The sequence below is a fragment of the Gordonia aichiensis NBRC 108223 genome (assembly GCF_000332975.1).
Lineage (GTDB): Bacteria > Actinomycetota > Actinomycetes > Mycobacteriales > Mycobacteriaceae > Gordonia > Gordonia aichiensis.
This window is the reverse complement of record NZ_BANR01000028.1, coordinates 12,171-37,183: the sequence shown is the minus strand read 5'-3', so window position 1 is coordinate 37,183 and position 25,013 is coordinate 12,171. Positions and strand designations below refer to the sequence as shown.

At 64.2% G+C, this 25,013-nt stretch carries 23 protein-coding genes; 13 read left to right on the top strand and 10 right to left on the bottom strand.

Annotation, left to right across the window (positions count from 1 at the left end; genetic code table 11):
• Positions 1-39: 39 nt before the first annotated feature.
• The 4 genes from paaI to GOACH_RS20025 form a co-directional block, all read right to left on the bottom strand.
• On the bottom strand, positions 40-408 hold the full coding sequence (paaI, locus tag GOACH_RS20040) for a hydroxyphenylacetyl-CoA thioesterase PaaI (RefSeq protein WP_052004079.1): 369 nt from the start codon (positions 406-408) through the stop codon (positions 40-42).
• Positions 409-457: 49 nt separating this feature from the next.
• A complete protein-coding gene (locus tag GOACH_RS20035; RefSeq protein ID WP_005178911.1) occupies positions 458-775 on the bottom strand; it encodes an EthD family reductase in 318 nt (105 codons plus the stop codon).
• A gap of 97 nt (positions 776-872) precedes the next feature.
• Positions 873-2,903: a phenylacetic acid degradation bifunctional protein PaaZ gene (gene paaZ / locus GOACH_RS20030; RefSeq protein WP_005178906.1), complete on the bottom strand. Its 2,031-nt coding sequence runs from the start codon at positions 2,901-2,903 to the stop codon at positions 873-875.
• A 97-nt stretch (positions 2,904-3,000) separates the two neighbouring features.
• Positions 3,001-3,612, bottom strand: coding sequence for a TetR/AcrR family transcriptional regulator (locus GOACH_RS20025; protein WP_005178903.1), 612 nt, complete (start codon positions 3,610-3,612; stop codon positions 3,001-3,003).
• A gap of 104 nt (positions 3,613-3,716) precedes the next feature.
• On the opposite strand from GOACH_RS20025, the gene GOACH_RS20020 reads away from it, so the two are divergent.
• The 10 genes from GOACH_RS20020 (at position 3,717) to GOACH_RS19975 (ending at position 12,380) form a co-directional block, all read left to right on the top strand.
• Entirely contained in the window at positions 3,717-4,487 is a 771-nt protein-coding gene (locus GOACH_RS20020) for an enoyl-CoA hydratase/isomerase family protein (RefSeq protein WP_005178900.1), read from the top strand.
• Positions 4,484-5,341: a 3-hydroxyacyl-CoA dehydrogenase family protein gene (locus GOACH_RS20015; RefSeq protein WP_005178898.1), complete on the top strand. Its 858-nt coding sequence runs from the start codon at positions 4,484-4,486 to the stop codon at positions 5,339-5,341. The genes GOACH_RS20020 and GOACH_RS20015 overlap by 4 nt, the downstream gene beginning before the upstream one ends.
• The gene (locus tag GOACH_RS20010) at positions 5,341-6,129 is read left to right on the top strand and encodes an enoyl-CoA hydratase-related protein (RefSeq protein ID WP_085950637.1); all 789 of its coding nucleotides are present in this window, start codon (positions 5,341-5,343) and stop codon (positions 6,127-6,129) included. The genes GOACH_RS20015 and GOACH_RS20010 overlap by 1 nt, the downstream gene beginning before the upstream one ends.
• Before the next feature lie 59 nt (positions 6,130-6,188).
• Positions 6,189-7,166, top strand: a complete 978-nt coding sequence (gene paaA / locus GOACH_RS20005) for a 1,2-phenylacetyl-CoA epoxidase subunit PaaA (protein ID WP_005178893.1) — start codon at positions 6,189-6,191, stop codon at positions 7,164-7,166.
• The gene (paaB, locus tag GOACH_RS20000) at positions 7,163-7,456 is read left to right on the top strand and encodes a 1,2-phenylacetyl-CoA epoxidase subunit PaaB (RefSeq protein ID WP_005178890.1); all 294 of its coding nucleotides are present in this window, start codon (positions 7,163-7,165) and stop codon (positions 7,454-7,456) included. The genes paaA and paaB overlap by 4 nt, the downstream gene beginning before the upstream one ends.
• A 13-nt stretch (positions 7,457-7,469) precedes the next feature.
• Entirely contained in the window at positions 7,470-8,402 is a 933-nt protein-coding gene (gene paaC / locus GOACH_RS19995; protein ID WP_005178886.1) for a 1,2-phenylacetyl-CoA epoxidase subunit PaaC, read from the top strand.
• A 1-nt stretch (position 8,403) separates the two neighbouring features.
• The gene (paaD, locus tag GOACH_RS19990; RefSeq protein WP_005178883.1) at positions 8,404-8,925 is read left to right on the top strand and encodes a 1,2-phenylacetyl-CoA epoxidase subunit PaaD; all 522 of its coding nucleotides are present in this window, start codon (positions 8,404-8,406) and stop codon (positions 8,923-8,925) included.
• A 17-nt stretch (positions 8,926-8,942) separates the two neighbouring features.
• Positions 8,943-10,037, top strand: a complete 1,095-nt coding sequence (gene paaE, locus GOACH_RS19985; protein WP_040519272.1) for a 1,2-phenylacetyl-CoA epoxidase subunit PaaE — start codon at positions 8,943-8,945, stop codon at positions 10,035-10,037.
• A 70-nt stretch (positions 10,038-10,107) separates the two neighbouring features.
• A complete protein-coding gene (gene paaK, locus GOACH_RS19980; RefSeq protein ID WP_005178878.1) occupies positions 10,108-11,424 on the top strand; it encodes a phenylacetate--CoA ligase PaaK in 1,317 nt (438 codons plus the stop codon).
• 5 nt (positions 11,425-11,429) lie between these two features.
• Positions 11,430-12,380, top strand: coding sequence for an AraC-like ligand-binding domain-containing protein (locus GOACH_RS19975; RefSeq protein WP_005178875.1), 951 nt, complete (start codon positions 11,430-11,432; stop codon positions 12,378-12,380).
• A gap of 99 nt (positions 12,381-12,479) precedes the next feature.
• Here GOACH_RS19975 and GOACH_RS19970 read toward each other — a convergent pair whose 3' ends face one another.
• The 3 genes from GOACH_RS19970 to styD all read right to left on the bottom strand — a co-directional run bounded on the left by GOACH_RS19970 (position 12,480) and on the right by styD (position 15,924).
• Positions 12,480-13,250 carry an alpha/beta fold hydrolase gene (locus GOACH_RS19970; RefSeq protein ID WP_005178873.1) on the bottom strand — a complete coding sequence of 257 codons (771 nt, stop codon included), beginning with the start codon at positions 13,248-13,250 and terminating at the stop codon, positions 12,480-12,482.
• A 13-nt stretch (positions 13,251-13,263) separates the two neighbouring features.
• A complete protein-coding gene (locus GOACH_RS19965) occupies positions 13,264-14,376 on the bottom strand; it encodes an NDMA-dependent alcohol dehydrogenase (protein ID WP_005178870.1) in 1,113 nt (370 codons plus the stop codon).
• A 63-nt stretch (positions 14,377-14,439) separates the two neighbouring features.
• Complete coding sequence (styD, locus tag GOACH_RS19960) at positions 14,440-15,924, bottom strand: phenylacetaldehyde dehydrogenase StyD (RefSeq protein ID WP_005178867.1); 1,485 nt, start codon at positions 15,922-15,924, stop codon at positions 14,440-14,442.
• 255 nt (positions 15,925-16,179) lie between these two features.
• Here styD and GOACH_RS19955 point away from each other — a divergent pair, with 255 nt between their 5' ends.
• From GOACH_RS19955 to GOACH_RS19945, 3 genes are all read left to right on the top strand, one after another.
• Positions 16,180-17,829: a Rieske 2Fe-2S domain-containing protein gene (locus GOACH_RS19955; protein WP_005178866.1), complete on the top strand. Its 1,650-nt coding sequence runs from the start codon at positions 16,180-16,182 to the stop codon at positions 17,827-17,829.
• 10 nt (positions 17,830-17,839) lie between these two features.
• On the top strand, positions 17,840-18,478 hold the full coding sequence (locus GOACH_RS19950) for a TetR/AcrR family transcriptional regulator (RefSeq protein ID WP_005178864.1): 639 nt from the start codon (positions 17,840-17,842) through the stop codon (positions 18,476-18,478).
• 443 nt (positions 18,479-18,921) lie between these two features.
• Positions 18,922-20,280 carry a lipase family protein gene (locus tag GOACH_RS19945; RefSeq protein WP_245551974.1) on the top strand — a complete coding sequence of 453 codons (1,359 nt, stop codon included), beginning with the start codon at positions 18,922-18,924 and terminating at the stop codon, positions 20,278-20,280.
• Positions 20,281-20,352: 72 nt separating this feature from the next.
• Here GOACH_RS19945 and GOACH_RS19940 read toward each other — a convergent pair whose 3' ends face one another.
• The 3 genes from GOACH_RS19940 to GOACH_RS19930 form a co-directional block, all read right to left on the bottom strand.
• Entirely contained in the window at positions 20,353-21,570 is a 1,218-nt protein-coding gene (locus GOACH_RS19940; protein WP_040519269.1) for a lipase family protein, read from the bottom strand.
• A 120-nt stretch (positions 21,571-21,690) separates the two neighbouring features.
• Complete coding sequence (locus tag GOACH_RS19935) at positions 21,691-22,359, bottom strand: hypothetical protein (protein ID WP_005178857.1); 669 nt, start codon at positions 22,357-22,359, stop codon at positions 21,691-21,693.
• Positions 22,360-22,364: 5 nt separating this feature from the next.
• Entirely contained in the window at positions 22,365-24,929 is a 2,565-nt protein-coding gene (locus GOACH_RS19930) for an ATP-dependent Clp protease ATP-binding subunit (RefSeq protein ID WP_005178856.1), read from the bottom strand.
• Positions 24,930-25,013: the final 84 nt, after the last annotated feature.

The window sequence follows — 25,013 nt, the reverse complement described above, 5'->3', positions numbered from 1 at the left end:
TGACGAGCTTAGCGAGGGCTGCAACCTCCGCAGCGAGGGTCACATTCGGACGACGCGACTGTCTCCTCGGAACTCGGCCACGACCGTGTCACCACACGACACGGACACGTCATAGATGCCGTTGCGTCCGAATCGTCGCAGCTCGGTGGCCTGAGCGACCAGAACGTCTCCCTCCCGAGTCGGATGGAGGTAGCGGATGTCGCAGCGGGCCGCGACCGCGGACTCGTCGTGGCTGTTGCAGGCCAGCGCGAAGGTCGTATCGGCGAGCGCGAACACGAAGCCGCCATGCGTGATGGCGTGCCCGTTGACCATGTCGGCCGAGACGGTCATTCTGGTCGTCGCGCACCCGTCGCCGACTTCGAGTAGTTCGATACCGAGCCGACGCGACGCGACGTCGTCGGCGAACATACGACGCGCGATCGCGTGCCGACCCGACTCGACCGGCGCCGAGACCTGATCAGTCACCGAGAACCGACTCCTCGTCGTGGGTGAACATGGTCGCTCCACCGGTGGCGAAGTTCTGCACGTCGGCTCCCGCCACCCGCATCTCCTCCGAGGCAAGTCCCGCACGCATGGTCTCGGCGTCGGGGAAGTACAGGCTCGCAATCGCGTAATAGGGCGGTTCCGACCCGTCCAGCGACGACGCCTTACCCCACGTGAAGCCCGACAGTCCGGGAATCTTACGAGCGAGCGGGATGTGGACTCGTCGGTAATACTCGTCGAACGCTGCCGGGTCGGTCGGCGCGCCGTAGCAGACTGCAACACGTACTGTCATTGTCTCTCCTTGGTGGACGGTTCTCAGGGCTGGACGGTTTTCCAGGACTGGATTGTTTCCAGGGCTGCCGGACCAGTTCAGTTCTGCCCGACGATTGTCAGGGTTTCGCGACCAGCGTCAGGACGTCATAGCTCGCTACCGGGTCGTCATTCTGATTGGTTACCACGGCGTCCCACCGCACCTCACCGTAGTCAGCGTTCTGCCTTGGTGTGATCTGTTTGGCGGTCAACGTGACGGTCAGCGAATCGTCGGCCTTGACCGGGGTGAGGAATCGGAGGTTGTCGACGCCGAAGTTGGCCAGAACCGGTCCCGGTGCCGGGTCGACGAACAACCCGGCTGCCAGCGAGACGACGAGGTATCCGTGCGCGACTATCCCACCGAACAGCGGATTGGCTGCTGCGGCTTCGGGATCGGTGTGAGCGTAGAACGTGTCGCCGGTGAACTCGGCGAAGTGATCGATGTCGGCACGGGTGACCTGGCGGGGACCGCCGACGATTGTGTCACCAATAACCAACTCGCCCAGATCTTTTCGGAAGGGATGGACCTCGGGCTCGGTGCGCTGCGAGCCGACGACCCACCGATGGCCGACAGCCGTCACCATATCCGGGGAGCCCTGAACGGCCGTGCGCTGCATATGGTGGAACACGCCTCGGATGCCGCCGAGTTCCTCACCACCGCCGGCTCGGCCCGGTCCCCCGTGGACGAGTACCGGCAAGGGTGATCCGTGCCCTGTCGACTCACGGGCATCCTTCTCGTTCAGGACGAGCACGCGTCCGTGATACGGCGCAAGTCCGCGCACCATCTCGGCGGCGACCACGGCGTCCTTGGTCACGACCGAGGCGACGAGACTGCCCTTGCCGCGTGCCGCCAGCGACACGGCCTCGGCAGGATCGGTGTACCCGATCACCGTCGCGACTGGACCGAAGGCTTCGATGTCGTGCGGCTCTGGCGCGTCTTTGTCGTTGGCGCGCAGCAGGATCGGCGACATGAAGGCCCCCTTGGCGGGGTCTGCACCCACCACGTCGACGTGGTCCGGGTCGCCGAACACCACCTCTGCCGACTTGGTCAGTCCTCGAAGCGATTTCAGTACTTCGTCACGCTGTTCCACGCTCGCCAGAGCCCCCATGGTCACACCCTCGGCCTCGGGATCACCGACGACAACGCGACCAAGTCTGGTCGACGCCGCACCGATGACCGCGTCGACGAGGGACTCGGGCACGAGCGCCCGACGGATCGCCGTACACTTCTGACCCGCCTTGACAGTCATCTCCGTGACGAGTTGCTTGACGTACAGCTCGAACTCCGGATCATCTTCTGACACATCGGTTCCCAGAATCGATGCGTTCAGCGAGTCGGCTTCGGCGGTGAAGTGCAAACCGGTCCCCGTGACCGCTGGGTGCGCGCGGAGCATCGCAGCGGTGTCGGCAGAACCGGTGAACGCGACCGAATCCTGGCCACCGAGGTGGTCGAGAAGGTCGCGCGCACTGCCACACAGCAACTGAACAGAACCCTCGGGAAGAATTCCACTCTCGACGATCCGTCGGAACACCAACTCTGTGAGGTACGCGGTCTGACTCGCAGGCTTGACTATCGAGGGCACGCCCGCGATGAATGCCGGTGCGAGCTTCTCCAGGAATCCCCAGACGGGGAAGTTGAACGCATTGATCTGTACCGCGACTCCCCGGCGTGACGTGTAGATGTGCTGGCCGACGAACGTTCCCCTCTTGCCGAGTGGTTCGACATCCCCGTCGAGTGCGACCGTGTCGTTGGGCAACTCGCGACGCGCCTTGCTCGCATAGCTCAGCAGAGTTCCGAATCCGCCGTCGATGTCGACACCCGAATCACGGGCGGTGGCGCCGGTGTGCCGCGAGAGTTCGTAGAACTCGTCCTTGCCCGCCATGAGCACGAGGCCGAGTTGCTTGAGAAGGGCAGCCCGTTCGTGGAAGGTCAGTGCGGCCAATCCCGGGCCTCCGACCTCGCGTGCGTAGTCGGTCATCGCCCGCAGATCCAGACCGTTCGATGAGATGCGGGCAACCTCGTGAGCGTCCACCGCACTCAGCAGTGGGGTGCCCTCATCCTCCGCCGAGAACCATTTCCCACACGCATAGCTTTCCAGCACACCGCTCACACTTTTCTCCCTCTACCGTCCATTCGGTCGGTTATTACCATCACCAGAGGGCACGCGAAATGTCAAGAGCGGCGCCAGGAGGGGCCGCAGAGACCGGCTACTTGCGCCGCAGTCCGTCGAAGGTCATCGCCACGACCGCGTCGGCGAGCGCTTCCGAGGAGATCCCGGCCCGCGGGCGATACCACTCGATGAGCGAGTTCACCGTGCCGAACAGCAGGCGCGACACCAGTGCGGGGTCCGTTCCCTCGGCGATGTCACCCTCTCGCGCCGCGTCGACGACCAGATCGCCGACGAACTCGTCGAATTCTCGACGTCGAGCGAGTGCACGCTTCTCCACCGCGGTGTTCCCCCGCACCCGCAACAACAGGGTCACGTACGGCAGCTCGGTCGAGAGGATGTCGACACTGCGCCTGACCAGGTACTCGAGTCGGTCGATCGCACGCCCCTGCGTGGCTCCCGACTCCGTGGTCGCGGCGAAGAGCGCATTGAGCGCGCGATTGAGCGCCAACTCGAGCAGCTCCTGCTTTCCGGAGACGTGGTGATAGATCGACGACTTCGACAATCCCAGGCGCGCAGCCAACACATCCATGCTGGTGCCGTCGTAACCCTTCTCGTTGAACACCTTCACCGCCGCAGCGAGTAACGAATCCAGGTCGTAGCCGGGGCGGCCGACCTTCCCGGCCCGACGCGCAGTTCGTGAGGTCGTCATGGATCCATCCTCTCAGGAGCAGGGTCCGGTTTCGGCAAACACTTGCGAACCGACCAAACAGTCGGTTATTAATGAAGATGTCCACAACGTGAGGGAGATTCCGTATGTCACAGCAAGTGACTTGCGACACGCACGAGACTTCGGCCGCTGACTTCTCGCTGATCCGGGTAGAAGCCACCCGGGACCGCTATGTGGTGACACTGACACGACCGCAGCAACGCAACGCGATCAGCGGCGACATGATCGACGAACTCCACAGCGCATGCGCAGTCATCGAGCACGATCCCAAACCGGTCATCGTCGTCGGCGATGGTGACCATTTCGCGGGGGGTGCCGACATAGCCGAGTTGCGCGCACGCAATCGTGATGACGCACTCGCCGGTATCAATCGTCGCCTCTTCGACCGTGTCGCTCGGCTCCCGTTACCCACGGTCGCGGCGGTGTCGGGCTACGCACTCGGTGGCGGTGCAGAACTGGCGTACGCCTGCGACATCAGGATCGCTTCGTCCACCGCGGTGTTCGGCAACCCCGAGCCCGGTCTCGGCATCCTCGCGGCGGCGGGGGCGAGCTACCGCCTTCCCGACCTCGTCGGCATGTCGGTGGCGAAGCAGGTCCTGCTCGGCGGGCGCAACCTCGATGCCGACGCCGCATTGCGGTTCGGCCTCGTCATGGACGTCGTCGACGATCCGCTCAATGCGGCCCACGGCGTAGTCGATCGCATCACCCGTCAGGCCCCGCTCGCGGTCCGCTTGTCGAAAACGGTCATCGACGCGCCTGGCGATCACGCCTGGGCCACCGACGTCGCGCAGGCAGTGCTCTTCGAAACCGACGACAAGCGCACGCGCATGACCAACTTTTTGGAGAGGAAGAAATGAGCTCGCCCACTCCGTCTCGTGTCGCAGTGATCGGTGGCGGCCGCATGGGCGCGGGAATCGCCCAGGTCTTCGCCACCGCCGGCTCGTCGGTGACTGTCGCCGAAGCCGCCGATCGCGACGCGGCAGCCGAGCGTGTCCGCATCGGTCTCGATCGCGCAACCGAGCGTGACGCGCTCGGCGGACAGCCGGCGGCCGAGGTGCTCTCCCGGGTGACGTTTGTCGGCGCACCCGAGGACATCCCGTCCGACGCCGACCTCGTCGTCGAAGCAGTGCCGGAAGACCCGGTACTCAAGGTCGAGGTACTCGGCATCGTCGGCAAGACGGTGAGTGCCTCGACAATCATCGCCAGCAACACCAGCTCGTTGTCCATCAGTGAGCTCGGGACGGCACTCGAGGACCCCGCGCGGTTCATCGGCATGCACTTCTTCAACCCGGTGCCGGTATCCGATCTCGTCGAGATCGTGCGAGCACCGGCGACATCGGAGTCGACCACCGCCGCGGTTCGCACCTGGGTCCAAGGGCTCGGCAAGTCCGCGGTGGTCGTCAATGATTCACCCGGCTTCGCCACCAGCCGACTCGGTGTCTGCCTCGGACTCGAGGCGATCCGCATGGTCGAAGAAGGTGTTGCCGACGCCGAGTCCATCGACCGCGCCATGGAACTGGGTTATCGGCATCCGATGGGCCCGTTGCGTTCCACCGATCTCGTCGGTCTCGACGTCCGCCTGGCGATCGCCGAACATCTCGCGACGACGCTCGGCGATCGTTTCGCACCGCCACAGTTGCTGCGCGACAAGGTTGCTCGCGGCGAGCTGGGCCGAAAGTCCGGAAAGGGATTCTACGAATGGAACAGGTAATGACCACCGAGACCGTCACCACGTCCGTCGACGACGGTGTGCTGACCGTGACCCTCGCCCGGCCCGGTGCCCACAACGCTCTGGACCGCTCAACCAAGACGGCCTTGCGCGCGGCACTCGAATCCGCCGCCGACGATGACTCCGTTCGTGCACTACTTCTCCTCGCAGACGGCAAGAACTTCTGCGTCGGGCAGGATCTCGCGGAACACGTGAGCGCCCTGGAGGCGTCGCCGGCGTCTGCCATGGACACGGTCGTCGACGACTACAACCCACTAGTCCGAGCACTCACCGCGATCGACGTACCGGTGGTAGTCGGCATCCAGGGTGCTTGTGTAGGTGCGGGATTCGGTATCGCACTGGCCGGCGACATCCGCGTCGCAGGAGAATCGTCGAGCTTCGCCACCGCATTTGCGGGGATTGGCCTGGCCGCAGATTCCGGCTTGAGCTATCAACTCGTACGACTTCTCGGCCCAAGTCGCGCAACCGGACTGCTCATGCTCGGCGACCGCGTACCCGCAGCGCAGGCACTCGATTGGGGACTCGTCCATCGAGTGGTAGAGGACGACGCGGTACGTGCCACCGCAACAGAGCTCGCTAATCGGCTCGCGTCCGGACCCACGGCCGCATTCCGCGAGATCACCCGTCTGGTTCACGCACCCGATACCGGTCTCGACGATGCACTCGACCGCGAGGCAGCAGCGCAACGCATGCTCGGTCAGACCACCGATCATCGCGCGGCCGTGGAGGCGTTCCTCGCCAAAGAGAAGCCCCGGTTCGTCGGCCACTGACAGCACCACCAACGCCATTCGAGAACGCAGTTCGACTCCAGCCCAAGGAATCATCACCCATGACCACATCGCACGCGGACACCCCGACAGAGAACGAACTCCTCGCCGTTTTCGACCAGACGATCGCCGATGACCAGCGTATCGAGCCGCGCGACTGGATGCCTGACGGCTATCGCAAGACCCTCATCCGCCAGATTGCCCAGCACGCGCATTCGGAGATCATCGGGATGCAGCCGGAAGGCAACTGGCTGACGCGCGCACCATCGTTGCGGCGCAAGGCAATCCTGACCGCGAAGGTCCAGGACGAGGCAGGCCACGGGCTCTACCTCTACTCTGCCGCCGAGACACTCGGCGCCGACCGCGACGATCTCGTCGACAAACTGTTGTCGGGCAGGCAGAAATACTCGTCGATCTTCAACTATCCGACGCTGACCTTCGCCGATGTCGGTACCATCGGCTGGCTCGTCGACGGTGCGGCAATCTGCAACCAGGTTCCGCTGTGCCGCAGCTCTTTCGGTCCATATGGTCGCGCAATGATCCGGGTCTGCAAAGAGGAGTCCTTCCACCAGCGTCAAGGCTACGAACTACTGACCGTCATGATGGGCGGCACCGACGCCCAACGGGAAATGGTGCAGGAATCAGTCAACCGGTTCTGGTGGCCGGCGCTGATGATGTTCGGCCCGCCCGACGAACAGTCGCCGAACACAGAACAGTCGATGGCCTGGCACATCAAGCGACACAGCAACGATGAACTGCGCCAGCGCTTCGTCGACATGACCGTGCCGCAGGCACAGGCGCTCGGCGTCACACTCCCCGACCCCGACCTCACCTGGAACCCCGACCGCGAGTCCTATGACTTCGGTGAGCCGGACTGGAGTGAGTTCACCGCCGTGGTCAAAGGGGACGGGCCGCTCAACCATGAGCGCATCCGCGTACGTCGCGCAGCCCACGACAACGGTGCGTGGGTCCGCGAGGCCGCCGCGGCCTTCGCTGCCCGCCAACACCGCACCGACCACGAACAGGAGATGAGCAAATGAGTCAGATCAAAGCAGAGTGGCCGCTGTACGAGGTGTTCGTGCGGGGAAAGCGCGGACTCAACCACGTGCATGTCGGTTCACTGCACGCTGCAGATGATGAGATGGCCCTTCGGCATGCGCGCGACGTCTACACCCGCCGCAACGAGGGCGTCAGCATCTGGGTGGTCAGGTCCGCCGATATCACCGCGTCGAGTCCGTCGGAAAAGGACCCGTTCTTCGCGCCGAGCGGCGACAAGGTCTACCGGCATCCCACGTTCTACGACATCCCCGACAACGTCCCGCACATGTGAGAGCGATACGACGATGACAGATCACGACAACGCTTACCAGGGCCTCGTCGACACACACGACATCCCCGAAGACCAGCACGGACAGTGGGCTTTCGGCACGAGCTTCGACGACCCGCTCGCCGGTGTGGACACCACGGTCCCCGACGATGTCGACACCGCGGCCCTGGGCCGATACTGCCTCATGCTCGGCGACGACGCCCTTGTCGCCGCGCAGCGATTGACCGAATGGACCACCCACGCCCCGGAGCTCGAGGAAGAGGTGGCGATCGCCAATGTCGCGCTCGACCTCCTCGGTCAGACCCGCCTGCTCTTCGCGCGCGCAGCAGCGGCAGACGCCTCGCTCGTGCCCTTCATCACCCCGACATCGCCTGCGGCGCCCGAGGACGCTTTGGCGTTCTTCCGCGGTGAGAACGACTTCCGCAACGTACGCATTGCCGAGATCGAGAACGGAGACTTCGCACAGTCGATGGCCTGGCTGACAATTCTGTCGGCCTGGCGCCTGGCGCTGTTCGCCCGGCTACGCGACTCACGTGACCCCGTGCTGGCAGCGGTCGCGCGAAAGGGCGTCAAGGAGTTGACCTATCACCGCGACTACGCAGCGCGATGGTTGGTAACGTTCGGTTGCGGTACCGACGAATCGCGTCGTCGACTGATCGAAGGGCTGGAACGGATCTGGCCCTACGTGAACGAACTTTTCGAACCAACAACCGACGAGCTCGCACTCGACGCAGTCGGCGTCGGCGTCGATCCACGCACTCTCCGAACCGAATTCGACGACGTTCTCGAGCAGATCTTCTCGGCCGCGGGGATCGACGCCCCCGAGACTGCCACCGCGGGCAGGCTCGGAGGGCGTGCAGGCCGAGATGGCGCGCACACCGAGTTCCTCGGCCATCTGCTCGCCGAGATGCAGAGCGTTGCCCGTGCACATCCCGAAGGGTCGTGGTGAGATGACCAGCGCCACAACAGCTGACCTGTACACCTCGGCACCCGCGGAGATCGTCGGAGCGGTCCTCGATCCGGAGATGCCGATGGTCACTCTCGCCGACCTCGGTATCGTGCGCGACGTGACGGTGGCGAACGACCGTGTCAGAGTCGTCATCACTCCCACCTACTCCGGGTGCCCCGCCATGCTGACCATCCGATCTGACATCGAATCCGCGCTCGCCCGGCACGGCTACCGCGACGTCGAGATCATCACCCGGCTCGAACCTGCGTGGACGACCGACTGGATCACAGCAACCGGGCGCCGCAAGCTCGTTGCCGCCGGCTACTCCGCGCCGGGACCTGCCCCACGGCGCACAACCGGACCGATACCGCTCACGTTGACCCCTCGCCCCCGTGACGTCACATGTCCCCACTGCGGCTCGGCCGCAACGACTCTCGTTTCCGAGTTCGGCGCAACACTCTGTAAGGCGCACTACCGGTGCATGGAATGCGCGGAACCGTTTGACCACGTCAAGGAGATCTGACGATGTCCACCACCACCATGGCCACCGGGTCGGCACAAGCCAGGTCATCCGTGCGCTCACGAGACTTTCACACTCTCACCGTCGCCGACGTCGAGCAGCTGTGCGACGACGCCGCCGCCGTGACATTCGAGGTCCCCGCCGATCTCACCAAGCACTTCGCCTTCCGACCCGGCGAATCACTCACTCTCCGTAGGGTTGTCGACGGCGTCGAGCATCGCCGGTCGTACTCGATCTGCGCACCCGTCGGTACCGCGCCACGAGTCGGTGTCCGCGAAATCGATGGCGGCCTCTTCTCCTCGTGGCTCGTCCACGAGGTCCGCGCAGGCGACCAGATCGACGTGATGGCACCGAGCGGAACCTTCTACGCCGACCCGCACGCGGGTGGTAGACATCTACTGATCGCGGCAGGTTCGGGCATCACACCGATGCTCTCGATCGCGGCGTCATTGTTGGAACGCTCCGACGCGCAGGTCACCATCATCTACGTCAATCGTCGTACGCGATCGGTCATGTTCGCCGAGGAACTCGCCGACCTCAAGGACGAGTACGGCGCGCGGTTCGACATCATCCACGTGTTGTCCCGGGAACCGCGCGAAGTCGAACTGTTCAGCGGGCGTCTCGACCGCGAGCGCCTCAACTCGATCCTCGACACCGTGGTTCCCACTGACGATGTCGACGACTTCTGGCTCTGCGGGCCACTCGACATGGTCGAGGGTGCCAAGCACTCGCTGGCCGAACGTGGCGTAGACGCCGGTCGTATTCACAACGAGCTGTTCTACGTCGAAGCAGTTCCACCACCGGTCGCCCGCCACCGCGAGTCAACCGGTTCCGGACCCACGAGCGAGGTGACCCTCACGCTCGACGGACGATCGGTCACCGGCACACTTGCCCGCGACGAGACGATCCTCGAATCCGGAGAAACCCTGCGCGCAGACCTCCCGTTCGCGTGCAAGGGAGGCGTGTGCGGCACCTGCCGCGCAAAGATCACCTGCGGCGAGGTCGACATGGTGCGCAACTACGCGCTGGAGCAGTCCGAGGTCGACGCGGGGTTCGTCCTGACCTGTCAGACGTATCCGGTCAGTGACACCGTCGCCGTCGACTTCGACAGCTGACCCACGCCACTGTTCTCGCCCGGCTCAGCTCGATCCCACACAGTCCACAATCCTCACCACGGAGTCCACGATGACCACCACACTTCCGACCTCAACCGGCGGACACGACACGTCCGACATCGAGTTCGCTTCCCGCGACGAGATCAGCGCACTCCAGCTCGAGCGCCTGCGCTGGACGCTGCAGCACGCATACGACAACGTTCCCCACTATCGACAAGCGTTCGACTCCAAGGGTGTTCACCCGAACGACCTGAAGAGTCTCGGCGATCTCGCGCTCTTCCCGTTCACCGCAAAGGCCGACCTGCGCAACAACTATCCGTTCGGCATGTTCGCGGTTGCGCAGGACAAGATCTCCCGCCTGCACGCGTCGTCGGGAACCACCGGGCGACCCACCGTCGTCGGCTACACGAGTCGGGATCTCGACAACTGGGCCGACCTCGTTGCGCGCAGTCTGCGTGCGGCGGGAGTAAGACCGAGTGACAAGGTGCACGTTGCCTATGGCTATGGGCTGTTCACCGGCGGACTCGGCGCCCACTACGGTGCAGAACGTCTGGGCTGCACGGTGATCCCGATGTCGGGCGGTATGACCGAACGACAGATACAACTCATCGAGGACTTCCAACCCGACGCGATCATGGTGACGCCGTCGTACATGCTGACAATCGTCGACGCCATGCAGCGCCAGGGCATCGATCCCGCGAAAACATCGCTGCGCACAGGCGTGTTCGGAGCCGAGCCGTGGACCGAACAGATGCGGACAGAACTCGAAGCCACGCTCGCGATGGACGCCGTCGACATCTACGGCCTGTCGGAGGTCATGGGTCCCGGCGTTGCGCAGGAGTGCGTGGAAACGAAAGACGGGCTGCACATCTGGGAGGACCACTTCTACCCGGAGATCATCGACCCGATGACCGGTGAGGTCCTCCCGGACGGCGAGGAAGGTGAGCTGGTCTTCACCTCTCTCAGCAAAGAGGCCATGCCCATCATCAGATACCGCACCCGCGACCTCACCCGACTCCTCCCGGGAACTGCTCGCACCATGCGGCGGATGCAGAAGGTGACCGGCCGTACCGACGACATGATCATCCTGCGTGGCGTCAACCTCTTCCCCACACAGATCGAGGAATTGATCCTCACCGAAGCGGCACTGGCTCCACAATTCCAGTGTGTACTCGATCGCCCCGGTCGCATGGACACGTTGACCGTCCGCGTCGAGTACAGGCCCGACGTCGCCGAACACCACCGAGCCCCTGCCGCGGCAAACCTGAAACGACTCATCAAGAACCGCATCGGCGTTACCGTAGACGTCATGATCGCCGAGCCGGGCTCCCTGCAGCGTTCGACAGGGAAAGCGAAGCGACTGGTGGACAACCGACCCAAGGACTGACGACGATGCGGACCACTCGCGAACCCTTTCCCCAGATACTCCGGGATGCGGGGTTCGATGAATGGCGCGAGGCGATTTCGTCGGCATTCGTTCCGCTTGATGCCATCCCACTCCAGAGCACCGACGAGCCCTTCCACGGCGCGCTCTCCAGCGCGGACCTCGGTGAGCTCCAGATGTCCGGAGTGATCGGCTCCCGGGCGCGCATTCGGCGTTCGCCGATCACCATACGACGCGCCGACCCCGGCGTGATCAAGGTCGCCCTGCAGGTTCGCGGTCATTCGACCGTCACACAGCACGGTCGTGTCGCAGCACTCGGTCCCGGCGATATCGCGGTCTACGACACCAGCCATTGCTACGAGTTGTCGCTGAACGATTCTTTCGAGATGCTCGTCGCAGTGGTCGAGCGTGCGGCAATTCGCATCGGGGAGAACGAATTGCGCGATGCGACAGCCAGAACCATCGCATCGTCAACCGGAATCGGTGCACTGCTGCGGCCCGTACTCACCTCGCTCGATGAGCAGGTCCGACAGCCGCATTCGGATGCCACCGACAATCCGCTTGTCACCGAAGCAGTCGCCGACCTGGTCAGTGCGGCGCTACGCGCGGCCACACCCAACCACCTCGGCAGCGGAGAAACGGTGTTGATGTCGGCGCGCTCCTACATCGAGAGCACTCTCGGCGACGTCACCTTGTCGCCGGCCGCGGTGGCTGCAAAACATCACATTTCGGTCCGTCAGCTTCAGAAGCTCTTCGCGCACGATGGCCAGACGGTGGCGGGCTTCATCCGGCAACGGCGGCTGGCGCGCAGTCGACGCGATCTCGCCGATCCCCGTCAGGCTCACCGAAGCATCGGCGACATCGCTGCGTCGAATGGACTGGTCGACGCAGCCCACTTCTCCAAGCTCTTCAAAAGCACCTACGGGATGAGCCCGCGGGAGTATCGCGACAGGCAGTAGAGCATCTGTCGCACGCCGCGTTATGACCGCTTCATCCGCGGCGTGAACGGTCTGTTCACGCCGCGGATGCAGCGCACGGTTGTGTGAGATGACACTGAATCAGGCTGTCACACGCAGTATCTCGGCGCAGACAGCGTCGGCATCGTCGTACATGGGCACATGCCCGACGCCTGTGATGCTGCGACGCTCGGCCTTCGGCACCAGTTCGGCAAAGCGGGTGCCGAAGGTCGATTCCGGAATCAACACGTCCTCCGTCCCCCACGCGATGGTGACCGGCACATCGATCGGTCCCAATTCCGGAAGCGGCTCGGTGCGGAAGGCTGCGATGAGCGGGTGGAAGGCGCGACAGGCGAGGTTGTCGTCGATGATTCCTACCGCCGACACAGAATCCAGTTGATCGGTTCTGTGTATCACTCTGCCGAACAACATCTTCCGGGCAGTCCGTGACCTGGTCACGGCTGCTCCGACCGGGCCGACTGCACGGTACACCCGCCGACCCACCTCGAAACCCCGGAACACGGCCTCGACGTGTGCTCCTTTCAACCAACCGAAAGCAGGCGATAGACACACGACCGATCGGGCTCTCCCGCGCGCCGCGAGTTCGAGTGCGAGCCAGCCGCCGAGCGAATTCCCGACCAGATGCGCGTCACCGACACCGGCCGAATCCAGCTGCTGTTCGATGCCGTCCGCCAGCACGGACACTGCCGAGATACCCTCACGTGCAACGAAATCCGGGCCACCCCGGTGTCCGAGAATCGTCGGCGTGACAACCTGGTGGTAGTCCTCCACCGACCCCCGAATCGAATCCCAGTTTCGTGGACTTCCGGTCAGTCCGTGGAGACACACCAGCGGAGTTCGCAGTTCTGACATGAGAAGCTCCCACTCAGTACATGATCACGCCGCGGATGTTCTCGGCTCTACGCATGGCCGCGTATCCCTCGTTGACCTGATCGAGAGAGTAGGTGTGTGTGATCATCTCGTCGAGCTTGAGTTGGCCCTCCATGTACAGCCGCAGCAGGTGCGGGATGTCGAACCGAATGTTGGCGTTTCCGAACCACGCGCCCTTGAAAGTCTTTCGCATCGCGGTCAGATCGAAGAGGCTCATCGTGACATCTGTGGCGGTCAGATCGCCGACCGACACCTGAACGCAGACGCCGCCTTTCGCGACGAGGCTCATCGCCTGGCCGACGAGCTCGCCTCGGGCGACGTCCACCGTGATCAGCACTTTGTCGGCAAGCTGGCCCCAGGTGATCTCCTGCAGGAGTTCGAGCGCTTCATCGACGGTTGCCACCGCGTGCGTTGCCCCGAACACCTTGGCCTGTTCACGCTTGAAGGGTGACGGATCAACCAGAACGACGTGCCGTGCGCCTGCGAGCGCCGCACCCTGCACGGCACCGCAGCCGACGCCACCCATTCCCAGCACCACGACGGTTTCGCCTGCAGAGACACCTGCCGCGTATACCGAAGAACCCCAGCCTGTGGTCACACCGCAACCGACGAGTGCCGCCTTGTCGAGCGGGATGTCGTTGGTGAGTTTCACACACGAGGCCTCGTTGACGACGGTGACCGGCGCGAACGTGCCGAGCAGACACATCAGCCCCGCATCCTGGCCGTTGACGTGATGGCGTGCCGTGCCATCGGAGAGCTGGACCCCCGCAAGGAGGTTCGCACCGAGATCGCAGATGCTGGACATTCCCTTGGCGCACGACGGACAACGCCCGCACGCGGGGATGAACCCCAGCGCAACGTGATCGCCGACCTCGACGCTTTTGACTCCCGGGCCGATCTCCGTCACGACGCCGGCCCCCTCGTGACCGCCGATGTAGGGGTACATCCCGACCGGCACGCTGCCGTCGCGGACATGCTCGTCCGAGTGACACATACCCGATGCGGCGAGTTCGACCTTCACCTCACCCCACTGGGGAGCGTCGAGTTCGAGTTCCTCGATCTGCCAGTCCTGACCTGGCTCCCACAGTACTGCTGCTTGGGTTTTCATCGTTGATCCTCCCAGAATTGTTGTTGCAGTGTTTATTACAGAAACATCGACGTCGACATGACGTCACAGAACGACGGTGACGACCTTTTCCTCGGTGTTGGCGAGGATTCCCGCCCACCCGAGCTCGCGGCCGACCCCACTGGTCTTCATTCCTCCCCAGGGAAGCGCAGGATCTATTGCAGCCCAGCCATTAACCCACACCGCCCCGGCACGCACCCTGCCCGCCAGCGAGTGGGCGAGTGAAACATCGCGTGTCCAGATCGACGCCGCGAGACCGTAATCGGTGTCGTTGGCCATCGCGATGGCGTCATCCACGTCGTCGAAAGCGATCACGGTTCCCACGGGACCGAAGATCTCCTCACGAGCGATCTTCATGTCGTTGGTCGCATCGGCGAAAATGGTCGGGCGCACAAAGAATCCATCGCCGTCGGCCCGTTCGCCACCGGCCGCGAGGCGCGCACCCTGTTCCTTGCCACTCTCGATGTAGGAGAGCACGGTGTCGAGTTGCCGCGCATTCACCAGTGCCCCCATGGTGGTCGCAGGATCGAGCGGGTCGCCGACCACCTGCGCAGCCGCCGCAGCGGCCAAGCCCTCTACCACCTGGTCGTACACAGACCTGTGCACGAAGACCCTCGTGCCCGCGGCGCAGACCTCACCCTGGTTGAAGAACAGACCCATGGCCGTCCCGTTGATCGCGGCCTCCAGGTCGGCGTCGGCGAGGATGATCTGGGGCGACTTGCCGCCGAGTTCGAGAGTCACGCGCTTGAATGTCTCCGCCGCTGCGCGCGCAATGTGCTTGCCTACGCGTGGGCTACCGGTGAAGCTGACCTTGTCGACGTCGGGGTGGGTCACGATCGCTTCGCCCGTCACGTCGCCGAGTCCGGGAAGTACGTTGACCACGCCGGCGGGCAGTCCAGCCTCCTGCAGGAGGCCGGCGAGATGGAGAATCGACAATGGCGCATCCTCCGGCGGCTTGACCACCATCGTGTTGCCTGCCGCCAACGCCGGTGCGATCTTCCATGCCGCGATCATCAGCGGCGTGTTCCACGGGATGATCGCACCGATCACACCGACCGGTTCGCGCACGGTGTACGAGTGGGTGGGCTGACCGAAATAGCCCGCCGTCGGGATCGTTTCACCCGTGATCTTGTCGGCCCAGCCGGCGAAGTGACGGAAGGTCGCAGCCGCGTTGGGCACATCGAGCATCCCCGGCTGGCCGAGGGGCTTGCCGACGTCGAGCGCCTCCAGGTGGGCAAGCGTGTCGGCGTCACGGTCGATCAGATCCGCGATCCGGTTGAGGATGGCACCACGCACTGCGCCGGGCGTCGCACCCCACTCGCCCTCGAGGCTGGTCCGCGCTGCACGCACCGCATCGTCGACGTCGCGCGGGGTTGCCGCCGCGACACTGACCAACGCTGTCGCCGTTGCGGGATTCAGATCCTCGAAGGTCTCACCGCCAGCCGCGTCTCGCCAGGTCCCGTCCACGAGCAGTTGTGTTCTGGCTCCTGCCGACAACTCATGCCGGATCGTCTCGTCAACTGCGGTCATCGCGCATCCCCTCTGGTCGAACTGCATCTGGGCCGGCCACCCTTCGACGGTGTGACCGTTGACACAATCTTCTCCGGATAGAGGCGTCACTTACTTGCACTGATGCGCATGAATAGTTGTCAGATCGCGACCGTCGATGGTCGGGCCTTGAGGCCCACGACGCGAGTTGCGCCCACTCGATAGATTGGATGGTCGAGAGCTCCGCCGCGCGCACCAGCCACCGAGAACAGCTCGCGCGAACACGAAAGGCCCCACGTGCAGATCACCAGCATCGGACACGCCGGTTTCCACCTCCAGACCAACGCCGGTTCGATCCTCTGCGACCCATGGACCAATCCGACTTACTTCGCGTCGTGGGTGCCGTTTCCCGACAACTCCGAGCTCGACTGGAAGGCACTCGGTCAGTGCGACTACCTCTACGTCTCACACCTGCACCTCGACCACTTCGATGAGCGCAATCTGCGCGAGAACGTCAGCAAGGACGCCACCGTCCTGCTTCCCGACTACCCGGTGCCCGACCTCAAGCGCGAACTCGAGAAGCTCGGCTTCACGAAGTTCGTCGAGACCACCGATTCGGTCAAAACGACGGTCTCCGGCCCCAAGGGCGACCTCGACGTCATGATCATCGCCTTGCGGGCACCGGCCGACGGCCCGATCGGCGACTCCGGTCTCGTCGTCTCCGACGGCGAGACCACCGCCTTCAACATGAACGACGCCCGGCCCATCGACCTCGACGTCATCGCCGACCAGTTCGGCCACGTCGACGTCCACATGCTTCAGTACTCGGGCGCCATCTGGTATCCGATGGTCTACGACATCCCCAAACGCTCCAAGGCCAACTTCGCGGCGCAGAAGCGTCAACGCGGCATGGACCGCGCCCGCTCCTACATCGAGCAGGTCGGGGCCACCTGGGTTATCCCCTCTGCAGGGCCGCCCATGTTTCTCGACGACGACCTGTTCGCCCTGAACGACTTCGGCTCCGGGATCGACGATCCCTCCCAGAACGCCCGCCCGGGCGATGTCACGTCGATCTTCCCCGACCAGGAGACCTTCCTGGAGCAGATGCGCATCCACGGCACCGACGACGGCGAGCGCCATCGCGGTCTGATGATGGTGTCGGGGTCGACTGCCCGCTTCACCGGTTCGACGCTCGACGAGGTCAGCCACCCGTACGCGCCGCACGACGTCTTCGGCGAGAACAAGCAGGCGTACCTCGAGCGGATGAAGGAGAAGTTCGCACCGGTCATCGCGGCGCAGAAGCAGACCTGGGCCGTCGACGACAGCGAGTCGCTCCTCGAGCCGCTACGCGAGTTGTTCGAGCCGATCATGGCACAGTCGGATCTGATCTGCGATGGCATCGGATACCCGGTCGGCCTGGTGATCACGCCGGACTTCCACAGCAAGGACGGCGCCGATCACCCCCAGGCACAGACCGTCGTACTCGACTTCCCCAATCGCATCGTGCGTGAACCCAAGGAGGGAGAAGGCAAGTACCGCTACGGTTTTCGCATCGCCCCCGAGTTGGTGCGCACGGTGCTGCGCGATCAAGAGCCCGACTGGGTGAACACCATCTTCCTGTCGACGCGCTTCACCACCTGGCGCATCGGCGGTTACAACGAGTACCTCTACACCTTCTTCAAGTGCCTCACCGACGAACGGATCGCCTATGCCGACGGCTGGTTCTCCGAAGCCCACGACGACTCGGCGTCGATCGTCAAGGACGGCTGGGAGATTCAGCGCCGCTGCCCGCACCTCAAGGCCGACCTGTCGAAGTTCGGTGTGATCGAGGGCGAGAAGCTCACCTGCAATCTGCACGGCTGGCAGTGGGATCTCCCGTCGGGCCGCTGCCTGACGTCGAAGGGCCACGAGCTTCGGGCCAAGCACCTCGACGCCCCGACACAGTGATGCCCGACCTGTGCCAACCGAGCCGGTGACGACCGAACGGGCCCAGCGCACCTACGCCGGGCGTCCCATTGCCGATCGGCTCGCCGAGCGCCGTCGACGCTTCCTCGACGCCGCACTCGACGAGTTCGCCTCTACCGGTTACGCGGCGTCGTCTGTCACCTCGATATGTCGGGCCGCGGGGCTCTCCCGCCGTCAGTTCTATGAGCTGTTCTCCGACAGGGAAGAACTTCTCATCGCCGTCTACGACGAGATCCAGGGCGCAGCGCGCGATGCCGTCGCATCGGCATTGGCACAATCGCCATCGCAGGAGGTCCGCGACCTCTCCAACGCCGCGATGAACGCCTACATGCACTCCGTCGGCTCCGACCCCCGGCGCGCCGAGGTCTCATTCGTGCAGATCGTCGGCGTCAGCCCTCGGGTCGAGCAGCATCGACTCGACGGCCGGGATGAGTGGGTCGACTTCTTCGTCGGCGCGATGTCGACGTTCGCCGACCGCCCCGAGGACGTTCGCAGTCGGCAGCTCGGCATAGCCTTCGTTGGCGCTCTCACCGCAGTCGTCCACCGCTGGAGCCTTGCGCCTGAACCGGATTCACTCGATGTTGTGGTCGACGTACTCACCGACATCCTGCTCGCGTTTGCCGAGATCTGAGCCGCATTCACGAAAAACTGGTGTCAATTTGCCATCGTGAACTGTTGACCTTAGGCTACCGTGTGAGACGCGTTCGTCTCACAGAGAGGCTCGACCTCGCCCCATCACGCGCGCTCCTCCCCCAGGGCATCGCACGCGTCCACGAGGTCGAGCCTCTTCACTTCTGCACACTCACGTGATCCGCGCGATGAAACCTTGTGCTTGTGTCCTATGCCACAAGCCGTTACTCTCGACCAAATTATGAGACGTAACCGTCTCACACATCTCTTGCGGTCGAGAAAGGTCTTGCACACGTGGGTCGGGACAGAGTGCACACACAGCAGATATCTACACACGACGCCGAACAGGCGGACCGTCGAGCAGCCGCGGAACGGGTGCAGAGTCGGCGGGCACGCCGTCGTGGAGGGACCTTCGTCGGACTCGTCACCGCACTCTTCCTCGCCCTGTTCACCCTGGTGAGCACCGGCGCGGGGGATGCCGCCGCGGTGCCCGTCGCACCCGCACTCCCCTTCCCCGTCCCGCCCGCTATCCCCGAGTTCGACAAGACCTTCTACCAGCCGCCAGCCGCAACTGTCGCCGCGAAGAGGCCCGGTGAACTCATCGCAGCACGCCGCGTGAATCTCGCTGCGCTGTCCATCTTTCCGCTGAACGTCGACAGCTGGCAGTACTCGTTCCGCTCGACCAACACGCGCGGCGAACCGATCGCATCGGTCGCCACCGTGCTGCGACCCCGCGGACCGGTCAAGCCCGGACCCTCGAAGCTCGTCTCCTGGCAGTCTGCCGAGGACTCGACCGCGCAGTACTGTGCGCCGTCGTACGCGCTGCAGCAGGCGTCGATCCCGGGCAACCTGACCGGCTCGGTCGACTCCACCTTTGAGCTCCTACAGATCACATCGCTTGTCGCGGCGGGCTATTCGGTTGTCGTCCCGGACCATCAGGGCCCCGATTCAGCGTTCGCCGCTGGTCCGCTGGCCGGGCGCATCACCCTCGACGCTATCCGCGGCGCACGGAACTTCACTCCGCTCGGACTCAAGAAGGACCTCCGCGTCGGGCTGATGGGCTATTCGGGGGGTGCGATCGCCACCGGCTGGGCGTCGGAGCTCCATCGATCCTATGCACCGGAACTACCCATCGTCGGCGCCGCAGAAGGTGGCGTTCCCGCGAACATCCGTGCTCTGGTCGACCTGGCCAACAACAACGCTGCATCCGGTTTGATCCTCGCCGGCGTCATCGGCGTGAGCCGCGAGTACCCGGAACTGGCGGCTTTCCTTCGAGCGCACATGAATCCACTCGGCAAGGCGTTGATCGGAGCCAAGAATCCGCTCTGCCTGACCTATCAGGCCGCGCTGGCGCCTTTCCTCAATATCAAGGGGCTGATCAATGTGCCGGGCGACCCGCTCGACTATCCGACGCCCCGAAAAGTCCTGAACGAGTTGAAGATGGGGCGCACCACACCCGACTTCCCGATGTTCATCTACCAATCCAATCCCGACTGGATCGCGCCGGTGGGCCCCGTGAACACCTTGGTGAAGACCTACTGCAGCAAGCCCGGGGCCGACATCACCTACACACGCGACCACTTCAGCGAACACATCACGCTGGCCGTCGAGGGGTTCGCTCCTGCGGTGGTCTGGATGGCCGACAGACTTGACGGCAAGCCGGTTCGACGTGGCTGCAGTACCAGCGATCAGGGGACGATGGCGCTCAATCCGGACACCTGGCCCGCGTTCGTCAACCTGGTGGGGAACAACCTCGCCGCGCTGGTAGGTCAACAGCTCGGTCGAATCCCGGTGCATCCGTAGGGGTTCGGACGCATCGCAGCATGCGCGCCGACCTCTCCGTCGCGACCCGCGACAGAGAGGTCGGCGTGCCGCTCAGCACCGATGTGTGGGTCGCCCGGCGAACCGGTCGTTGAGATAGGCCAGCGCGTCGCCGGTCCAGGGCACGAGAGCTTCGGCGTGCGTGAGTCCGTGATAGACGTGCACCGCGGCCGGCAGTCCACGCGTGCAATAGGTGTGAGCCAATCCGACCACGTCAGCGGTGAGCATCACGCCGTCACCGCGCCCGTCGGCGTCACCGGCGCCGAGCATCATCGGTGCCCGAGGGGTACCGACGGTACCCATCACGTTCTTGCTCATCGCAGCGGGAATGCCCGGCACGTCCAGCAGCGACGGATACTGCGGCAACAGCAGGGACGAATCCGTGAGGTTGGGATACTTACCCAGGAAGTCGTTGATGCATTCGCCACGGATATCCGAGAGAACCTGGGTGCCCTTGGGTGACAGGAATTTCTCGATGCCGAGGTCGTAGATGTCGTCGTACACGCTCATCAGCGCCGGGATGACCGCAGACCACCGCGGGGCGCCGTTCACGTAGGCCAGGTTGTTGCGGGGGTTCACCAATACCCCACCGGCGGTTGCACCGATCAGATTCAGTTCTGGCGCATACGACGGCGCGAGTTCTGCCCCGAAGCCGGTGGGGATGGACCCGCCCGAGTAGCCATACAAGCCGACGGGCGTCGACGCAGATATGCGCAAGAACCGTTGAGCCGCGCGGATCCCGTCGAGCGCCGCGTGCGCCGACTCCTTGCCGATCGTCCACCTCAGATTGGGGCCCTCGTAATCGGGAACCACCACGGTGTAACCCGCGGCCACCATGGTCGCGATCATCGTCGTGTCGACGGCGCCGGCAGACGACCTGCCGCCGCGCAGTGTGTACGACGGATCGCACTGGCTGCCGAGCGCGTCGTAGAACTCGTGGTAGGAGATCATGCGTCGCGGGGTGCCACGACCTGCGCCAGGCGGCGAGATGATCGTGGTGACCGTCGACGACGGCGCCCCGAAGGCGTCGGTGGTGCGATAGAGCAGCTGGGTTCCGGTGGCGGGAAGACTCGTACCGTTCGTACCGAGCGCCACAACCCTCGAGCCGATCACCGCGCCGGGCGCCAACCCGCCGATCGGAACCCGCGGGGTGTAGAACGGATCATCAGTGGGCAGAACGCGTGGCGCCGCAGCAGGGCTCGGTGATATCGACTGTGCCGGAGGGGCCGCGGACGACACGCCGGCCGATACACCGAACAGCGCCACACACATGGCGATGACGCCGAACGCCACCCGCAGGCCCCCCGACCGATGAGTCACATCTGCTCTGCGCACCCGCTCAAACTAGACCAGCGCTCGGCTGCACGCAGGGCATTGTCCCGAAACCGTCCGTCAGACGGCTCCTCCGCGCGTCACCTCGAGGGCCCGCTGCTCGATGTCGGAGTCCGTCGCAGCCGACAGATCGATGGCGGCGACGCCGAGAACACGGTCATACACCGACTTGTCATGCTCGGCCAGCCACTTCGTGAACTGCTCCGCCACGTCGGCTTTGCCCTTGCCGTGCCCGAGCAGGACAAAAGACCTGTCGCCGAGATCGAGCTTGATCGCACCGGAGAGTTCTGTGAAGAAGGCATCGAGTTCGTTCTCGTCGTCGCGGCCGGTCTGCCGTTCGACGGTCCGCAGATGCCGCGCCACCGATTGCTTGTCGCGCACCTTCTCGCTGGAGTCGGTCACCTTCGTCTCGTCGAGCTCGAAGGTCAGTATGCGGGCCCCCTTGGCGTCGACGGTGACCACCGCGAGCGAACCCTCACCCTGATCCTTCGGCGTCGAAGCGAGGAGATGGCGAGCACGCTCGATGTCCTCGATCGAGACACGCCCGTTGTGCGGCCGGTGGAAGACCTCACGATGCCCGTTGAGCGACACCGACAAACGGTCACCGTGCTCCTGCTCGACGTCGTCGGCGACGTCCTCCCACATGTTGATGAACTGCGTCCATTCGACGTCGCGGGGCGCCGGGTGACCGAGGATCGCATCGCGTGTCTTGCGGTTGCGTGAGTTCACGTGTGTCAGTTCTCCTGAGCCGCACCGGATGCGGCGGGTTGTTGGGAATCGGCAGCAGTGTTCGTTGCGGAGTCGGCCGGAGCCTCGGCGAGCTCGTCCGCACGTTTCTCGGCAGCGGTGTTCTTCTCGATCGAGAGAGTCAGTCTCGGCTCGCCGGCGTCGACGACCACGGTGTCACCCGGTTCGACGGCACCCTTGAGCACAAGGTTGGACAATTCGTTGTCGAGTTGCTTCTGAATCAGCCTGCGCAGTGGGCGCGCACCGAACTCCGGCTGGTAACCCTCTTCGGCGAGTTGATCCTTGGCTGCGTCGGTGACCTCGAGTCCGATGCTCTGCGACTTGAGCATACGGCGGGTCCCGTCGAGCGTGAGATCGACGATCTGGCGCAATTGCGCCTTGTCGAGCCGGTCGAAGACGACGGTCTCGTCGATGCGGTTGAGGAACTCCGGCCGGAACCGTTGACGCAGCAGGTCCATCACGTCGGGTACCACCTTCTCCACGTCGCCGTCGGGGGCGTTGAGGATGAGGTCCGAACCGATGTTGCTCGTCATGATCACGAGGGTGTTCTTGAAGTCGACTGTGCGGCCCTGTCCGTCGGTCACCCGTCCGTCGTCGAGTAGCTGCAACAGCACGTTGAACACATCCGGGTGTGCCTTTTCGATCTCGTCGAACAGGATCACCGAATACGGCTGGCGACGAACCTTGTCGGTCAGCTGTCCGGCATCGTCGTAACCGACGTATCCGGGTGGAGCGCCGACGAGCCGGGCGACGTTGTGCTTCTCCTGGAACTCACTCATGTCGAAGCGGATCATGCGATCCTCGTCGCCGAAGACCGCTGCCGCAAGCGCCTTTGCGAGCTCAGTCTTGCCGACGCCGGTCGGCCCGAGGAACAGGAACGATCCGATGGGCCGGTTGGGATCCGACAGCCCCGCCCGCGCCCGACGCACCGCCTCGGCGACAGCGGTGACGGCCTTGTCCTGCCCGATCACCCTGTCGTGCAATGTATTCTCAAGACCGAGGAGCTTCTCGCGCTCTTCGGTGGTCAACTCAGACACGGGGATCCCGGTCTGACGTGACACCACCTCAGCAATATCCATGACGGTCACCTCGGGTGTCGGCGAGCGACCCTCCACACCCGCTTCGGTCCGCTTCTCGTCGATCTCGGTCTTGAGCTGGTTCGCGCGTTCGTAGTCCTCGTTGGCGACGGCCGACTCCTTCTCACGTTCGAGTCGCGCGATCTCCTCCTGGGATTCGCGGGTCTCGGGGTCGGGAGTCTTGGTACGCAACCGAACCCGGGCCCCGGCCTGGTCGATCACATCGATCGCCTTGTCGGGCATGAAGCGGTCGGTGACATACCGATCCGTCAATTCGGCTGCGGCAACCAGAGATTCCTTTGTGTACCGCACCTGGTGGTGTTCCTCGTACACGTCGGCAAGACCTTCGAGGATCTGGATCGTATCGTCGACGGACGGCTCGGAGATCATCACCGGCTGGAAACGACGCTCCAGCGCAGCATCCTTCTCGATGTACTTGCGGTACTCGTCGATCGTCGTCGCACCGATGGTGTGCAGTTCACCGCGGGCCAGCGCGGGCTTGAGCATGTTGCCCGCGTCCATCGACCCCTCGCCGCCCGAACCGGCTCCGACGATGGTGTGCAACTCGTCGATGAAGAGTACGAGTTCATCGGAGTGCTCCCGCACCTCGTCGAGCACCTTGGTCAGCCGCTCCTCGAACTCGCCGCGGTACTTGGCGCCCGCGACCATCGAACTCATGTCGAGCGCGATCACGCGTCGTCCGGCGAGCGTCGACGGTACGTCGCCGTTGACGATCCGCTGCGCAAGGCCCTCGACGATGGCCGTCTTGCCGACGCCAGGATCGCCGATGAGCACCGGGTTGTTCTTACGACGCCGCGAGAGAATCTCGATGGTCTCCTCGATCTCGTCATTGCGGCCGACCACCGGGTCGACGTTGCCCTCTCTGGCCTCCTCGGTCAGGTCGCGGCCGTACTCGTCGAGAGTCGGGGTGTCGGTCTGGGCGGGCTTGGCAGCATCGGCCTTGCGCCCCTCGTCGATTCCCGCCCCACCCTTCAGCACCCTGGCCGCGGGGATGTCCGAGGGCAGCATCGCGATTCCGAGCAACACGTGTTCGGGACCCACATAGCCCACATTCGCACGCGCTGCCTGCTGCTGGGCATTGCGCAACGCCTGCCGCGACGCCGGGCTCAGACCAGGGCTTTCGTCACCGGCTGCACCGCCGTCGACCGACGAGATCGCCTGCATCTGTGAGGCCACGGTTTCCGGGTCGAGTCCGGTCTGTTCGATGATCGAACGCGACGGCTCAACCTGGGTTGCCCCGTACAGCAGATGTTCAGGGGTGATCTCGGCGTTACCCCACTCGACGGCGGCCTGTGCGGCCACCGAGACGAGTCGTTTGGTGTCGTCACTGAACAACCTGTTGACGTCGACGCGCTGCACCTGTGGGCGGGTACCGCTGCTGCCGAAGAACCTGTTGAAGATATCGCCGAAAGCGTCGTTGCTGAATGGGTCGCTACCAAAGAATGACTCGGACAAGGCTTCCTCATTTCACTTGGGCACGCGCGGATTTCGTATGACCATGCGTCGTAAGACCATGCGTCGTAAGACCATGCGTTATAA

Excerpts from the sequence above, each read along its gene's own strand:
- paaK (WP_005178878.1), top strand. The coding sequence starts at position 10,108 with ATGACCACCACACTTCCGACCTCAACCGGCGGACACGACACGTCCGAC.
- GOACH_RS20010 (WP_085950637.1), top strand. The coding sequence starts at position 5,341 with ATGACCACCGAGACCGTCACCACGTCCGTCGACGACGGTGTGCTGACC.
- GOACH_RS20035 (WP_005178911.1), bottom strand. The coding sequence starts at position 775 with ATGACAGTACGTGTTGCAGTCTGCTACGGCGCGCCGACCGACCCGGCA.
- GOACH_RS19940 (WP_040519269.1), bottom strand. The coding sequence starts at position 21,570 with ATGTGTGTGGCGCTGTTCGGTGTATCGGCCGGCGTGTCGTCCGCGGCC.
- GOACH_RS19965 (WP_005178870.1), bottom strand. The coding sequence starts at position 14,376 with ATGAAAACCCAAGCAGCAGTACTGTGGGAGCCAGGTCAGGACTGGCAG.
- paaC (WP_005178886.1), top strand. The coding sequence starts at position 7,470 with ATGACAGATCACGACAACGCTTACCAGGGCCTCGTCGACACACACGAC.
- paaB (WP_005178890.1), top strand. The coding sequence starts at position 7,163 with ATGAGTCAGATCAAAGCAGAGTGGCCGCTGTACGAGGTGTTCGTGCGG.
- GOACH_RS19975 (WP_005178875.1), top strand. The coding sequence starts at position 11,430 with ATGCGGACCACTCGCGAACCCTTTCCCCAGATACTCCGGGATGCGGGG.
- paaD (WP_005178883.1), top strand. The coding sequence starts at position 8,404 with ATGACCAGCGCCACAACAGCTGACCTGTACACCTCGGCACCCGCGGAG.
- GOACH_RS19970 (WP_005178873.1), bottom strand. The coding sequence starts at position 13,250 with ATGTCAGAACTGCGAACTCCGCTGGTGTGTCTCCACGGACTGACCGGA.
- GOACH_RS20025 (WP_005178903.1), bottom strand. The coding sequence starts at position 3,612 with ATGACGACCTCACGAACTGCGCGTCGGGCCGGGAAGGTCGGCCGCCCC.
- paaA (WP_005178893.1), top strand. The coding sequence starts at position 6,189 with ATGACCACATCGCACGCGGACACCCCGACAGAGAACGAACTCCTCGCC.
- GOACH_RS20015 (WP_005178898.1), top strand. The coding sequence starts at position 4,484 with ATGAGCTCGCCCACTCCGTCTCGTGTCGCAGTGATCGGTGGCGGCCGC.
- GOACH_RS20020 (WP_005178900.1), top strand. The coding sequence starts at position 3,717 with ATGTCACAGCAAGTGACTTGCGACACGCACGAGACTTCGGCCGCTGAC.
- paaI (WP_052004079.1), bottom strand. The coding sequence starts at position 408 with ATGTTCGCCGACGACGTCGCGTCGCGTCGGCTCGGTATCGAACTACTC.
- styD (WP_005178867.1), bottom strand. The coding sequence starts at position 15,924 with ATGACCGCAGTTGACGAGACGATCCGGCATGAGTTGTCGGCAGGAGCC.
- paaE (WP_040519272.1), top strand. The coding sequence starts at position 8,943 with ATGGCCACCGGGTCGGCACAAGCCAGGTCATCCGTGCGCTCACGAGAC.